The sequence below is a fragment of the Collinsella sp. AM41-2BH genome (genome assembly GCF_003468085.1).
GTDB lineage: Bacteria > Actinomycetota > Coriobacteriia > Coriobacteriales > Coriobacteriaceae > Collinsella.
Window position 1 is genome coordinate 81,832 of record NZ_QSGH01000001.1, and the last position, 15,108, is coordinate 96,939.

The 15,108-nt window shown below is 60.7% G+C and carries 8 protein-coding genes; all 8 read left to right on the forward strand.

The window, feature by feature from the left end:
* Nucleotides 1–309 precede the first annotated feature (309 nt).
* On the forward strand, nt 310–1,218 hold the full coding sequence (locus tag DW899_RS00400; RefSeq protein ID WP_117799709.1) for a UTP--glucose-1-phosphate uridylyltransferase: 909 nt from the start codon (nt 310–312) through the stop codon (nt 1,216–1,218).
* Nucleotides 1,219–1,568: 350 nt separating this feature from the next.
* Nucleotides 1,569–4,997 carry a DNA-directed RNA polymerase subunit beta gene (locus tag DW899_RS00405; RefSeq protein WP_233506176.1) on the forward strand — a complete coding sequence of 1,143 codons (3,429 nt, stop codon included), beginning with the start codon at nt 1,569–1,571 and terminating at the stop codon, nt 4,995–4,997.
* A 6-nt stretch (nt 4,998–5,003) separates the two neighbouring features.
* A complete protein-coding gene (locus tag DW899_RS00410; protein ID WP_199412394.1) occupies nt 5,004–9,482 on the forward strand; it encodes a DNA-directed RNA polymerase subunit beta' in 4,479 nt (1,492 codons plus the stop codon).
* A gap of 308 nt (nt 9,483–9,790) precedes the next feature.
* Entirely contained in the window at nt 9,791–10,309 is a 519-nt protein-coding gene (locus DW899_RS00415; RefSeq protein WP_187364957.1) for an RNA polymerase sigma factor, read from the forward strand.
* A complete protein-coding gene (locus DW899_RS00420; protein WP_117799711.1) occupies nt 10,260–11,336 on the forward strand; it encodes a DUF4179 domain-containing protein in 1,077 nt (358 codons plus the stop codon). The genes DW899_RS00415 and DW899_RS00420 overlap by 50 nt, the downstream gene beginning before the upstream one ends.
* 682 nt (nt 11,337–12,018) lie before the next feature.
* A complete protein-coding gene (gene rpsL / locus DW899_RS00425) occupies nt 12,019–12,396 on the forward strand; it encodes a 30S ribosomal protein S12 (RefSeq protein WP_006235012.1) in 378 nt (125 codons plus the stop codon).
* A 73-nt stretch (nt 12,397–12,469) separates the two neighbouring features.
* On the forward strand, nt 12,470–12,943 hold the full coding sequence (gene rpsG / locus DW899_RS00430) for a 30S ribosomal protein S7 (protein ID WP_006235013.1): 474 nt from the start codon (nt 12,470–12,472) through the stop codon (nt 12,941–12,943).
* 19 nt (nt 12,944–12,962) lie between these two features.
* On the forward strand, nt 12,963–15,062 hold the full coding sequence (fusA, locus tag DW899_RS00435) for an elongation factor G (RefSeq protein ID WP_022094183.1): 2,100 nt from the start codon (nt 12,963–12,965) through the stop codon (nt 15,060–15,062).
* Nucleotides 15,063–15,108 lie beyond the last annotated feature (46 nt).

The window sequence follows — 15,108 nt, forward strand, 5'->3', positions numbered from 1 at the left end:
CTTTCTCGCCAGATTTCTTTGCAGACGGGGTTCGCATTGCGAGCCCCGTCTTTTTTGTTTTTCGGTTCCTCGACATCGGTTGCTCAAACTGCCATGTTCTGTGATTTGCGTCGTATCGCGTGCCCTGCCGTTGGGCAATAAAATTGCACCATTCGAGCAATAATTTGCGTTGACCTGCTGAAGAATTGTCCCTGCCTTGTAGCGACATATAGTTCCAGCGGTAAGATGTTTGGGTATCGCAATTTGGTCTGCGGCTGTGTGCCGCACGCATGGGGCGCTTTTGCGCCTGCGAAAGGATCTTTGAATAACATGAAGGCAATCATCCCCGCCGCCGGTCTTGGCACGCGTTTTCTGCCTGGCACCAAGTGCACGCCCAAAGAGATGCTGCCGGTGCTCGACAAGCCCGTCATTCAGTACGTCGTCGAGGAGGCGCTCGGCCCCGAGGAAGTCGACGACGCCATCATCGTTACCTCGCCCGGTAAGCCCGAGCTACTGAACTACTTCCAGCCCGATCGCTCGCTCGAGAACCTGCTGCGCGAGCGCGGCAAGAACGCGTATGCCGATGCCGTCGCCCACGCTGGCGGTATGCCGGTCGACTTCCGTTATCAGTACGAGCCCAAGGGCCTCGGCCATGCTATCCGCTCTGCTGCCGACGCCGTAGCAGGGGAGAACTTCCTGGTTCTTCTGGGCGACTACGTTGTGCCTAATCGCGACATCTGCGACAAGATGCTCGCCGTTTCCAAGGAGCACGGTGGCGCTTCGGTTATCGCCGTCGCTGCTTGCTCGCCCGAGGAAGTCAGCCGCTACGGCGTTATCGCCGGTGAGCGCGTCGGTTCGCTCGAGGGTGCCGAGGACGTTGCCGATGCAGAGCCGGGCGCTGTCTGGCGTATCGGCGGTCTGGTTGAGAAGCCCGCTCCCGAGGCTGCTCCGTCCAACCTGTACATCGTCGGTCGCTACCTGCTGAGCCCGCTGGTCATGGACCTGCTGGCCGATCAGCAGGCCGGTAAGGGCGGCGAGATCCAGCTCACCGACGCCATGGCCCGTTCGCTCGACCGCGAGGCCATGTACGCCGTCGTCATCGACCCGCTGTCGGGCTACGACACCGGCACTCCCTCTGGTTGGATGGCCACTAACGCCCTCATGGCTGCAAACGACCCCCGCTTTGCCGATGCCTTCTGGGACGCCATCGACGAGCGCGGCGGATTGATGCGCAAGTAAGCCTTCGGGCACCGACATTTACGGGCGTGGACCTCGGTTCGCGCCCGTTTTTTATAAGAGCTGCGATTGCCGGCTCTCTGTTCACAGAAAATATATGAACAGATGTTCGATACACATACATCTACCTGCGTGTTTTCTGCCGAAAAACTTTGCTACTCCAAAAACTCAATTGCGTCAAGGCTTTTCTTGCCCAACGGTCGGTACCTGATAAACTATTAGGTTGCGATAACTGGCGAAGCTATGCCTCGCCAACCCACCGAGCATTTCCGTGAAGGAGGAAAAACCTGGTGACCTACGCATACACTGCCACTGAGCGCAAGCGCGTCAGCTTCGGGAAAATCCCGGAGGCCATGGAGCTCCCCAACCTTATCTCTGTTCAAAGGGAATCCTTTGAGCGTTTTAAGGACGAGGGCCTTCGTGAGGCGTTCAAGGAATCCAGCCCCATCCAGAGCCAGAACCATGTTCTCGAGGTTACCTTCGGCGAGCATCAGTTCGGCGACCCCGCGCACACTGTCGAGGAGTGCCGCGAGAAGGATATGACCTATCAGGCTCCGCTTCTGACCGACGTCCGTCTCACCAACAAGGAGACCGGCGAGATCAAGGAGCAGCTCGTCTTTATGGGCGACTTCCCCATGATGACCGATCAGGGCACCTTCATCATCAACGGTACCGAGCGTATCGTCGTCTCGCAGCTCGTCCGCTCCCCGGGCGTGTACTACAGCTCCGAGATGGATTCGGGCAAGCAGATCTACAAGGCCCAGATCATCCCGTCCCGCGGTGCCTGGCTTGAGTTTGAGGTCGACAAGCGCGACCAGCTCATGGTCTCCATCGACCGTAAGCGCAAGCAGAGCGCCACGATGTTCCTGCGCGCCCTTGGCATCGCCGTCACCAACGACGACATCATCGAGCTGCTCGGTAACTCCGATGTGATCAAGCGTACCCTGGAGCGCGACACCGCTCTCACTCGCGAGGACGCCCTCATCGAGATCTACCGTCGTCTGCGCCCGGGCGAGCCTCCCACCGTGGACGCTTCCCGCAGCCTGCTCGAGGGTCTTCTCTTCAACCCGCAGCGCTACGACCTGGCCCGCGTCGGTCGTTACAAGGTCAACAAGAAGCTCAACCTCACCACCGAGGAAGAGGTCACGGTGCTCACCGACGAGGATATCGTCGCGACGCTGCGCTACCTCCTGTCCCTCGCTGCCGGCGAGCAGGGCTTCAAGGTCGACGACATCGACCACTTTGGCAACCGCCGCATCCGCACCGTCGGCGAGCTTGTCGCCAACCAGTTCCGTATCGGCATGAGCCGTATGGAGCGCGTCGTCCGTGAGCGCATGAGCTCCCAGGACATCGACGAGATCACCCCGCAGTCGCTCATCAACATCCGCCCGATCGTGGCCTCCATCAAGGAGTTCTTCGGTTCCTCGCAGCTCTCGCAGTTCATGGACCAGGCGAACCCCCTGACCGGTCTGACCCACAAGCGCCGTCTGTCCGCACTCGGCCCTGGTGGTCTTGCCGGCCACAAGTCCGGCTCCAGCCGCCGCACTAACGTGCCGACGGCCGTCCGCGACGTTCACAACTCGCACTACAGCCGCATGTGCCCGATCGAGACCCCCGAAGGCCCCAACATCGGCCTGATCGGCTCGCTCGCCCTCTACGCCCGCGTCAACGAGTATGGCTTCATCGAGGCCCCGTTCCGTCGCGTCGAGAACGGCGTTGCCACCGACCAGATCGACTGGATGACCGCTGACGAGGAAGAGAAGCACGTCATCGCGCCGGCCAACACGCCGCTCGATCCCAAGACCAACGAGTTCATCACGACCGATGCCGAGGGCAAGCTTGTCCGTCCGCACACCGTGATCGCCCGTACCCGCGACTTCGACGGCTCCTTCGGCGCTCCCGCCGACGTGCCCGTCGAGGACGTCGACTACATGGACGTCTCGCCGCGTCAGATGCTCTCCGTCGCAGCCACGCTGATCCCGTTCCTTGAGCACGACGACGCCAAGCGTACGCTGATGGGCGCCAACATGCAGCGTCAGGCCGTGCCGCTGGTTCACCCCGCCGCTCCCTATGTCGGTACCGGCATGGAGCGCCGCGCCGCTCTGGACTCCGGCGAGGTCACCCTGGCCAAGAACGCCGGCGAGGTCATCTTTGCCGACGCCGCCAAGATCATCGTCAAGCATGCCGGTGGCATGGACGAGTATCACCTGGCCAAGTACCAGCGCTCCAACCAGTCCACCTGCATCAACCACCGTCCGCTCGTGCGCGTCGGTGACACCGTTGAGCAGGGCGAGCCCCTGGCTGACGGTCCTTCGACCGATCATGGCGAGCTCGCACTGGGCCAGAACCTCACCGTGGCATACATGCCGTGGGAAGGCTTTAACTACGAGGACGGTATCGTCGTGTCCGAGCGCCTGGTGGCCGAGGACCTGCTGACGACCATCAACATCACCCGTCACGAGATCGACGCCCGCGACACCAAGCTTGGCCCCGAGGAGATCACCCGCGAGATCCCGAACCTCTCCGAGGACATGCTTGCCAACCTCGACGAGGACGGCATCATCCGCATCGGCGCCGAGGTCGGCCCTGGCGACATCCTGGTCGGCAAGGTCACGCCTAAGGGCGAGAGCGCTCTGACCGCCGAGGAGCGCCTGCTGCGCGCCATCTTCGGCGCCAAGGCCCACGACGTCCGCGACACCTCCCTTAAGATGCCTCACGGCGCTTACGGCCGCGTTATCGACGTTGTCCGCTTTAGCCGCGAGAACGGCGACGACCTGGCCCCCGGCGTCAACGAGCAGGTGCGCGTCTACGTCGCCCAGCGTCGTAAGATCCAGCAGGGCGATAAGATCGCCGGTCGCCACGGCAACAAGGGTGTTATTTGTAACGTTCTGCCGGTCGAGGACATGCCCTACATGGCTGACGGTACCCCGATCGACGTTATCCTCAACCCGCTGGGCGTTCCTTCGCGTATGAACGTCGGCCAGCTGCTCGAGTGCCACCTTGGCTGGGCTGCTGCCTGCGGTTGGGATACCGAGCAGGCCGACTCCGACAAGTACGTCCCCGGTCCGTTCTTCACCGCGACGCCCGTCTTCGACGGCGCCAAGGAGGACGAGATCGCCGAGGTCATCCGTCGTGCCAACAAGAACATGCTCAACAAGGCCACCGCTGCCTTTGGCGATCACATGCGCCCCGAGTTCGTCACCCAGCTTGACGAGCGCGGCAAGACCCGTCTGTTCGACGGCCGTACCGGCGAGGAGTTCCGCGAGCCCATTACCGTGGGTACGTCCTACATCCTCAAGCTCGGCCACATGGTCGACGACAAGATCCACGCCCGTTCGACTGGCCCTTACAGCCTGGTTACCCAGCAGCCTCTGGGCGGCAAGGCCCAGTTCGGCGGCCAGCGCTTCGGCGAGATGGAAGTTTGGGCACTGTACGCTTACGGCGCTTCCAACGTCCTGCAGGAGATCCTGACCGTCAAGTCCGACGATACCGTGGGCCGCGTCAAGACCTACGAGTCCATCGTCAAGGGCGAGAACGTTCCTGTCCCGGGTATCCCCGAGTCCTTCAAGGTTCTCGTCAAGGAGATCCGCTCCCTCGCGCTGGACATCGAGCCCATGCACGATGCCGACGAGGACGCCTCCGCCCCTGTGACCGCCGAGGAGACCTCTGCTCTCGACGACCTGGCTGCGCTCGCCGGCGTTGACACCGACGTCGAGGCCGAGGATGCCGAGACCGCCGAGGCACCCGAGGCTGTCGCCGCCACGACCACTGATAAGGAGTAGTTGACTGTGGCAGATTTCGAAGCTACTGATTTTGACTCGGTAAAGATCTCCCTTGCCTCCGCCGACCAGATCCGTTCCTGGTCGCACGGTGAGGTCAAGAAGCCGGAGACCATCAATTACCGTACCCTCAAGCCCGAGAAGGACGGCCTGTTCTGCGAGAAGATCTTCGGTCCCGCCAAGGACTGGGAGTGCTCCTGCGGCAAGTACAAGGGCATCCGCTTTAAGGGCATCGTCTGCGAGCGCTGCGGCGTCGAGGTCACCTCGGCCAAGGTGCGTCGCGACCGCATGGGCCACATCGAGCTCGCCGCTCCCGTGTCCCACATCTGGTACTTCAAGAGCCCCACGAGCTTCCCGATGAGCCGTATGCTCGACATCAAGTCCAAGGACCTCGAGAAGGTTCTGTACTTTGCCAGCTACATCATCACCGAGGTTGACTACGAGGCTCGCGAGGCCGACGCTGACGACCTGCGCGAGGAGCTCGCCGCCGATCTGGAAGAGATCGATGCCGAGTGCGCCCGCCAGATCGAGTCCCTCAAGGAGCAGGGCGACCCCGAGAACTTTGACGAGTTCTCCGACGAGGAGCCGCTGACCCCCGAGGAGATCGCCTCTGGCATCGTCGACATCGAGGAAGAGTGCAAGGACGAGAAGCAGCTCCGCACGGACGCCTTCAACGCCTTCATGAAGCTCACCGAGCGCGACCTCATCTCCGATGAGCCGCTGTTCCGCGAGATGACCCGCTACTACTCCATGTACTTCAAGGGTGGCATGGGTGCCGAGGCCGTCCGCGACCTGCTCGCTGCCATCGACCTTCCTTCCGAGGCCGAGAAGCTCAAGGCCATCATTGCCGACGAGGATTCCCAGAAGCAGAAGCGCGAGAAGGCCGTCAAGCGCCTTGAGGTCGTTGACGCCTTCCTGAAGGGTGGCAACAGCCCCGCGAACATGATCCTGGACGTCATCCCGGTCATTCCGCCCGATCTGCGCCCGATGGTCCAGCTCGACGGCGGCCGCTTCGCCGCGTCCGACCTCAACGACCTGTATCGTCGCGTGATCAACCGTAACAACCGACTCAAGCGCCTGCTCGACCTGGACGCCCCTGCGATCATCGTGAACAACGAGAAGCGCATGCTCCAGGAGTCCGTGGACGCCCTGTTCGACAACGGCCGTCGTGGTCGCCCGGTCTCTGGCCGTGGCGGTCGCCCGCTCAAGTCGCTCGCCGAGGCCCTCAAGGGCAAGCAGGGCCGTTTCCGTCAGAACCTGCTGGGTAAGCGTGTCGACTACTCCGGCCGTTCGGTTATCGTTACCGACCCCAAGCTGCTGCTGCACCAGTGCGGTCTGCCCAAGACCATGGCGCTGGAGCTCTTCAAGCCCTTCGTCATGAAGCGCCTGGTCGAGCTTGGCAAGGTCGAGAACATCAAGGGCGCCAAGCGCGCTATCGACCGCGGTGCCACCTTTGTGTGGGATATCCTCGAAGAGGTCATCGACGGCCGCGTCGTGCTGCTCAACCGCGCACCGACCCTGCACCGTCTGTCCATCCAGGCCTTTGAGCCGGTTCTGGTCGAGGGCAAGGCTATCCACCTGCACCCGCTGGTCTGCTCGCCCTTCAACGCCGACTTCGACGGCGACCAGATGTCTGTCCACGTGCCGCTGTCCAGCCAGGCTCAGGCCGAGGCCCGCGTGCTCATGCTCTCTGCGAACAACCTGCGCTCGCCGGCATCCGGCAAGCCGGTCAACATCCCCTCGCAGGACATGATCATCGGTGTGTACTACCTCACCCAGGTCCGCGACGGTCTGCCGGGCGAGAACCACGTGTTCTCGAGCTTCGACGACGCGCTGCACGCCTATGACTGCCGCTCCGAGGTCGACATGCAGGCCAAGATTCAGGTCCGCGTGTCCGCCGAGAACGCCAACGTCATCAACGAGGACGGCACCCGTATCTTCCGCGTCAAGAATGGCAAGAACGAGTTTGTCGACTACGACGTCACCGGTAACAAGACCGCACGCTTCGAGACCTCTATCGGTCGCATCATCTTCAACCGCCAGTGCCTGCCCGAAGACTATGAGTTCATGAACTACAAGATGGTCAAGGGCGACGTGGCCAAGCTGGTTGCCGACTGCTGCGATCGTTACCCCGAGGCCAAGGTCGGTCCGATCCTCGACGCCATCAAGTACTCCGGCTTCCACTACGCTACCCGCGCCGGCCTCACCATCTCGGTGTGGGACGCTCTCATCCCTGCCGAGAAGCAGGAGCTGCTCGACCGCGCCCAGGCTAACGTCGACCAGATCAACGAGTACTTCGAGGAGGGCTTCATCAACGAGACGGAGCGCCACATCGAAGTCGTTAACGAGTGGACCGCTTGTACCGACAAGGTCGCAGCGCTCATGCTCGACTTGTTCGACGAGGAGAACCCGCTCTACATGATGGCCGACTCCGGCGCCCGTGGTTCTAAGACCCAGCTGCGTCAGCTCGGCGGCATGCGTGGCCTGATGGCAGACATGTCCGGCGAGACGATCGACCTTCCCATTAAGGCGAACTTCCGCGAGGGCCTGCTGCCGCTCGAGTACTTCATTTCGACCTACGGCGCCCGTAAGGGCCTGGTCGATACCGCATCCCACACCTCGGACTCTGGTTACCTGACCCGTCGTCTGGTCGACGTGGCCCAAGACGTCATCGTCCGTGAGGAGGACTGCGGTACGCACGAGGGCGTCACCTACAACCTCATCATCCCCGGCACCACCGACCTCAACACCGACCTCGTCGGCCGTTGCTTCATTGAGGACGTCGTGGCCCCCGATGGCACCGTGCTCTTTGAGCAGGACGGCTACATCGAGAAGGTCGCTGACATCCAGAAGATGGTCGATGCCGGCCTTAAGAAGGTCAAGCTTCGCGCGCTGCTCACCTGCCGCTCCAAGTACGGCGTGTGCCAGAAGTGCTACGGCTGGGATCTTTCCACCCGTCGTCCGGTCGCCATCGGTACCGCGGTCGGCATTATTGCCGCCCAGTCCATCGGCGAGCCCGGTACGCAGCTTACGATGCGTACCATTCACTCCGGCGGCGTCGCTGGCGTCGACGATATTACGCAGGGTCTGCCTACGGTCAGCCGTATGTTCGATATCGTCGGCAACGTCAACGAGAAGATCTTGGGTCGCGAGGCCGAGCTGGCTCCGTATTCCGGCCACCTCTCGATTAAGCCCGAGAAGTCCGAGTACGTGCTGACGCTCACCGACTCCGAGGACCACACCCGTGTCCTTGACGAGCGCCGCGTCCCCGCATCGGTGCGCTTTATGCCCGAGATCGAGGACGGCTGCGAGGTTCGCGCCGGCGACCAGATCACCAAGGGCTTCGTCAACTTCCGTAACCTGCGCAAGCTGACCGACATCGAGTCGACGATGCACACCTTCGTCGAGAGCGTCAAGGACGTCTACACCAGCCAAGGCGTCGACCTGAACGACAAGCACATCGAGGTGCTCGCACGTCAGATGCTGCGTCGCGTTCAGATCACCAACCCCGGCGACTCCAAGTACCTGCTTGGTCAGTACGTCGACCGCTACGAGTTCGCTGACGAGGTCGAGCGCGTTGCCCGTCTGGGCGGTCAGGCTCCCGTGGCCGAGCCCGTCATCCTGGGTACGCTCAAGGTCGCGTCCAACATCGACTCCTGGCTGTCGAGCGCTTCGTTCATCCGTACCGCCGGCGTCCTTACCGAGGCTGCTATTGAGGGCAAGGTCGACCACCTGCTCGACCTTAAGTCCAACGTCATCGTCGGTAAGAAGATCCCGGCTGGTACCGGCCTCAAGCCGTACGCCAACGCCAAGCTGACGTATCGCACGGCCGACGGCTACGTGGACATCGATGGTCCGGCTTCGCCCAACGCCAAGTCGCTGCCCGAGTGGGCTCCTGTGGAGCTCAAGGACCTGGACGAGCAGCTTCCGCAGCAGCTCGACTGGGCCGGCTACGACGAGTTCGGCGGTGCTGACGGTTCGTTCACCCGCAACGGCCACACCATCTCTGCTGAGAAGGCTCGCCTGTACCTGTTCGACGACCTGGGCGTGTCGCAGCGCTGGACCAACAAGTTCAGCGAGGTCGGCATCGAGACGGTCGGCGACCTGGTCGGCAAGTCCGAGGAGGATCTGCTGCGCATCGATGGCATCGGTGCCAAGGCGATCGAGGAGCTCCGTGACGGCCTGGAGGCCCACGACCTGCTCTACATCCTCGAGAACAACGACGACGTTGCCGACGAGGAAGACCTCTCGCAGCTGCTGCAGATGGTCTTTAGCCCCGACGGTCCGGACGACATCCTGCTGGGCACCTCCGCCACGCCGACGCATCACGCCGACGCCGACGAGGAGCTCCTGGGCGCCCCGATCGACGACAAGAAGGCTCCCGCCAACGGTGCCATCAACGAGGACATGGCTTCCCTCGACGAGCTACTCAACCAGCTCGTAGACACCGACGACGCCGAAGAGGCCAAGGACAACGACGAGGAGTAATTAGTTCCGCCGTTCTAACGAACGGCGGCGACCTCCGTCGCTGCGCGGCCCCCAGAGCTACAATCTGTCATTCAAAAGGCAGGGCATGACCAAAAGGTCAATGCCCTGCCTTTTTCATGCCACCTTGTACGCTCTGGGGGCCGCTCGCTTGCGTATGCTCAACTTGTTTCGTTCCGTTGATCACTTGCAAAAAAGGACAGGTTTATTTTGGTAGTTTTTCCTGCTTGAATTTGAAACATTCCGTTTGGTCAAAGCGTATCTATGGTGAGGGCCCCATCAAGAACCATCAGTGTCACCGGGAGGTGATTATGGAAGAACAAGCTTTTAGACAGGCGGTCGAGGATCACCGAGATGTCGTGTTCCGAATCGCCTTGACGTATCTGCGTGATCGCGCTGACGCCGACGATGTCGCTCAAGACGTCTTTCTTAAGTTGCTCAAAAGCGACGCGCAATTTGAAAACTGGGAGCATCTTCGTCGATGGCTTATCCGGGTCACGATCAATGAATGTAAATCTCTCTTTCGAAAGCCGTGGAGGCGCGTGGAGGATATTGAGAATCTGGCCGATTCGCTTTCGACGGCGCAGGAGGAGACCAAGGCGGTCCTGTCAGACGTTATGCGACTTCCGGAGCGATTCCGTATTCCTATCGTGCTCTATTACTATCTGGGCTTCTCGACTTCAGAAATTGCCGAGTTACTGCATGTGCCAGCCGCGACCGTTCGAACGCGTTTAGCTCGCGGCAGATCGAAGCTCAAGTTCATCCTAGAGGAGGGCGACCGTGAAATCCAACCAGATCAAGCAGGCCTTCGAGTCCGTCCAAGCCGATAGCGATCTTGCTGACCGTGTTCTTTATGCCGCTGCTGGCGAGCCGCTTCGCCGAAAGGGTCACGCGAAGCCTCTGTATGTTGCCGTAATCGGATGTCTTGCCGGAGTGCTGGCGACCGGAGGGGTCGCCTACGCTGTTGTCAATTCCAGTTATTTTGCCTCTGCCTGGGGAAACCATGGCAACGGAGAGTCCGTTACCTGGACAAATGGCGGCTCGTCGGGGACGAAATATACCTACACCAGAGAGTTTGGTGATGGTATCGCGCCCCAAAGCCTGGAGGGTGCAGTCCAGAAGGTCAATCTGTCCGTCGAGGGCAACGGCTATACGCTCGACATTCATGAGATGGCAATCGACGAGAACGGTTGCGGTGCTGTGACGTTTACATTGTCCAATCCGAATGGCGTTAACTACTACAAGCCGGCGGCAGAGCTTGGCGAACTTGTTCTCTATGGTGAAGAAGAAGGGGGCGTCAGTACACCCAGCATGAACTTCGGCGAGGAATGGGCTGATACACGCTGCACCATTGATAAAGACACATCAAGCGACGCGGTCATTAACGGCACGATGTACTTTGCATCTTGGAATCGCGATCGAGATTTACGACATGCGGTCACCTGGAATATCAGTTGGACGGAGGGCAAAGGTGAGGATGCGAAGGTGATCGAGGTATCGACGCCAGAGTTTAACGTCGGAGCGCACGTCGATACAAAAGAACTCCGCTCCGATGACTCGCCTCTCGAGATCAGTCCGTTTTCCATCCAGACGCACATCGATGATCTGGGCTATGAAGCAGTTGATCATAAACTGACCGTCACCTACAAGGATGGGTCAGAGCAGATTATCGAAGATGACGACGCAGGGGCGTACAATTTCTATGTTTCGATGGGACGCAATAGCGGAGAGAACATTTGGGTGCCAACGAAGTTGATTGATGTCGACCAAGTGGTTTCAGTAACGCTCGAAGGCACACGCTGCACTTCAACAGGGGGCGCCGAAACGTCGGAACCCTTTACCATCGTCTATTCGTAAGATTTGGGGCCGCTTTCTACTAGGGGAAGCGGCCTTCTTTGCGGTAAATGGGCGGTTAGACCGCACGATATTCGCCTGCATTCCTGAAGTATGCGGCAAAATCTTGATGGGTCGACCACACCGTATATGCTCAAGCGCTCTACCTGCGGGTTTATTATCGCAAAACCCCGGTGCGCTCGGCGGGTCCAGAATTTGCCGCATACTTCCGAAAGCGCCGCCGATTTCCATGCGACAGGTGAGAGCAGATCACCGTTGGAGCGCGACGTTTCCCCAGATAAAACCGACCAAAATAAACCTGTCCCTTTTTGGCAGGTAACGTTGCCCCGACGAGCACGTCGGATCCCCGGCCCGGGCGGCACAGGGGTTAAGTTTGTCGCGAGTTCCGCACGAGCCGGAGGCCACTTAATGTGGCCTCCGTGCGAGCCAGGACTGTAGAGCAGCAAACTTAACCCCTGTGCCGCCCGGCCCGGGGATCCGCCCCCGCGCACAGGAGGGGATTCCTTTTGTGTAGGCTTTGCGGAAATGTGCCAATTTTGGGATACGCCCGGCGGCGTGGTCTGTTGACGGCACAGCTAACGGCACGTATCCTATCGAACTGCGTGTTTCGTAGGGGGATGCTGACCCCTCGATTCAAGCCGTTGCACTTTACAGAAAGCTGGAATCATTCGAGAAGGAGTACGCTTTGCCTACTATTAACCAGCTGGTTCGCCAGGGCCGTCGTTCCGTGCCCAAGAAGTCCAAGAACGCTGCTCTGCAGCACAACTCCCAGAAGCGCGGCGTGTGCACCCGCGTCTTCACCACGAGCCCCAAGAAGCCGAACTCGGCTCTTCGTAAGGTTGCCCGTGTTCGCCTCGTCAACGGCATCGAAGTTACTGCTTACATCCCGGGTGAGGGCCACAACCTGCAGGAGCACTCCATCGTGCTCGTCCGCGGCGGTCGTGTCCGTGACCTCCCTGGTGTCCGTTATCACGTCATCCGTGGCGCCTACGACGCTGCTCCGGTCCAGAACCGTATGCAGGCCCGTTCCAAGTACGGTGCTAAGCGCCCCAAGGCTAAATAAGCCAGATAACGTTTTGATACTTTCGCCGTGTGCCGCCTAAGCGCCGCACGGTAGACACTTAAGGAGATTTCACATGCCGCGTCGTGCAGCAGCTAATCGTCGTGAGGTTCAGCCTGACGCCGTTTACAACAACCGCCTGGTGACTCAGCTCATCAACAAGGTCCTTCTTGACGGCAAGAAGGCCACCGCTGAGCGCATCGTTTACACCGCTTTCGAGATCGTTGCCGAGAAGTCTGAGGGTGGCGACGCTCTCGCTACCTTCAAGAAGGCTATGGACAACGTCAAGCCCACGCTCGAGGTTAAGCCCAAGCGTGTCGGCGGCGCTACCTATCAGGTCCCGATGGAGGTCAACTCCCGTCGTTCCACCGCTCTGGGTATCCGCTGGATCGTCAACTTCTCCCGCGCTCGCAAGGAGAAGACCATGGCCGAGCGTCTCGCCAACGAGATCCTCGACGCCTCCAACGGCCTGGGCGCTTCCGTCAAGAAGCGTGAGGACGTCTTCAAGATGGCCGAGGCCAACCGCGCGTTCTCTCACTATCGTTGGTAAGTTAAGGTAAGGAACTAACATGGCTAAGCCTAAGTACAAGCTTTCCGATACCCGTAACATCGGCATCATGGCCCACATCGATGCCGGTAAGACCACCACGACCGAGCGTATTCTTTACTACACCGGTAAGACCCACAAGATCGGTGAGGTCCATGAGGGCGCTGCCACCATGGACTGGATGGTTCAGGAGCAGGAGCGCGGCGTAACCATTACCTCCGCTGCTACCACCTGCTTCTGGAACAAGGACGGCAAGGACTACCGCATCCAGATCATCGACACCCCGGGCCACGTTGACTTCACCGCCGAGGTCGAGCGCTGCCTGCGCGTCCTCGATGGCGCTGTCGCCGTCTTCGACGCCGTTGCCGGCGTTCAGCCCCAGTCTGAGACCGTTTGGCGTCAGGCTTCTACCTTCAACGTTCCCCGCATCGCCTTCATCAACAAGTATGACCGCGTGGGCGCTGACTTCTTCAACGCTATCGAGACCATGAAGGATCGTCTCGACGCTAACGCCGTGGCCGCTCAGGTCCCGATGGGCGCCGAGGACAACTTCTGGGGCGTCATCGACCTGGTCACCATGACTGCATGGGACTTCAAGGCCGACGAGAAGGGCATGACCTACCCCGAGCCGATGGACGAGATCCCGGCTGAGTTCGCCGACATCGCTGCCACCAAGCGCGAGGAGCTCCTCGACGCTGCTGCCAGCTTTGACGACGAGCTCATGGAGAAGATCCTTATGGAGGAGGACTTCACCGTCGAGGAGCTCAAGGCTGCTCTGCGTAAGGGCGTTCTGGCCAACGAGCTCAACCTCGTCTTCGTGGGCTCCGCCTACAAGAACAAGGGCGTCCAGGAGCTGCTCGACGCTGTCGTCGACTACCTGCCCAGCCCGCTCGACGTTGAGGCCGTCACCGGTACCGATCCGGACACCGGCGAGGAGATCCAGCGTCATCCTTCCTTCGACGAGCCCTTCTCCGGCCTGGTCTTCAAGATCATGACCGACCCGTTCGTCGGTAAGCTCACCTACGTCCGCGTTTACTCCGGCCGCGCCGAGTCCGGCTCCTACGTTGTCAACGCTTCCAACGGTCAGCGCGAGCGCCTCGGCCGAATCCTCGAGATGAACGCCGCCGAGCGTATCGACCGTGACGACGCTGCCGCCGGCGACATCGTCGCTTGCGTCGGATTCAAGAACTCCACCACCGGTGACACCCTGTGCGCCGAGGGCAAGGAGATCGTCCTCGAGAAGATCGAGTTCGCTAAGCCCGTTATCGACGTTGCCATCGAGCCCAAGACCAAGGCCGAGCAGGACAAGATGTCCCTGGCTCTGACCAAGCTCGCCGAGGAGGACCCGACCTTCCAGGTGTCCACCAACCACGAGACCGGCCAGACCATCATCGCCGGCATGGGCGAGCTGCACCTCGAGATCATCGTCGACCGTCTGCTCCGCGAGTTCAAGGTTGACGCTAACGTTGGTAAGCCCCAGGTTGCCTACCGCGAGACCGCTGGTCACGACGTCGAGAAGGCTGAGGGCAAGTTCGTCCGTCAGTCCGGTGGTCGCGGTCAGTACGGCCACGCCGTCATCAAGCTCGAGAAGATGGAGGAGGGCTTCGGCTACGAGTTCGTCAACGCTATCGTCGGCGGCGTCGTGCCCAAGGAGTACATCCCGTCCATCGACAAGGGCATCCAGGAGGCCCTGAACACCGGTGTTATCGCCGGCTTCCCGGTCCTCGACGTTAAGGTCACCCTGTTCGACGGTTCTTACCACGAGGTCGACTCCTCCGAGGCCGCCTTTAAGATCGCCGGTTCCATGGCTATCAAGGACGCCCTCAAGAAGTCCGACCCGCAGCTGCTCGAGCCGATCATGGCTGTCGAGGTCGAGACCCCCGAGCAGTACATGGGCGACGTTATGGGCAACCTCTCCGGTCGCCGCGGCAAGATCGAGGGCATGGAGGATCGCAAGAACAGCAAGCTCATCCGTGCCAAGGTGCCGCTGGGCGAGATGTTCGGTTACGCTACCGACCTTCGCTCCCAGACCCAGGGCCGTGCATCCTACACGATGCAGTTCGACTCTTATGAGCCCGCGCCCAAGTCCATCGTGGACGAGGTCATGAGCAAGAACGCCTAAGTTCGAGCTCCCTGTTACGTAATCCGCGAGAGCATCTCTCGCACTC

Excerpts from the sequence above, each read along its gene's own strand:
- DW899_RS00400 (WP_117799709.1), top strand. The coding sequence starts at position 310 with ATGAAGGCAATCATCCCCGCCGCCGGTCTTGGCACGCGTTTTCTGCCT.
- fusA (WP_022094183.1), top strand. The coding sequence starts at position 12,963 with ATGGCTAAGCCTAAGTACAAGCTTTCCGATACCCGTAACATCGGCATC.
- DW899_RS00415 (WP_187364957.1), top strand. The coding sequence starts at position 9,791 with ATGGAAGAACAAGCTTTTAGACAGGCGGTCGAGGATCACCGAGATGTC.
- DW899_RS00405 (WP_233506176.1), top strand. The coding sequence starts at position 1,569 with ATGGAGCTCCCCAACCTTATCTCTGTTCAAAGGGAATCCTTTGAGCGT.
- rpsG (WP_006235013.1), top strand. The coding sequence starts at position 12,470 with ATGCCGCGTCGTGCAGCAGCTAATCGTCGTGAGGTTCAGCCTGACGCC.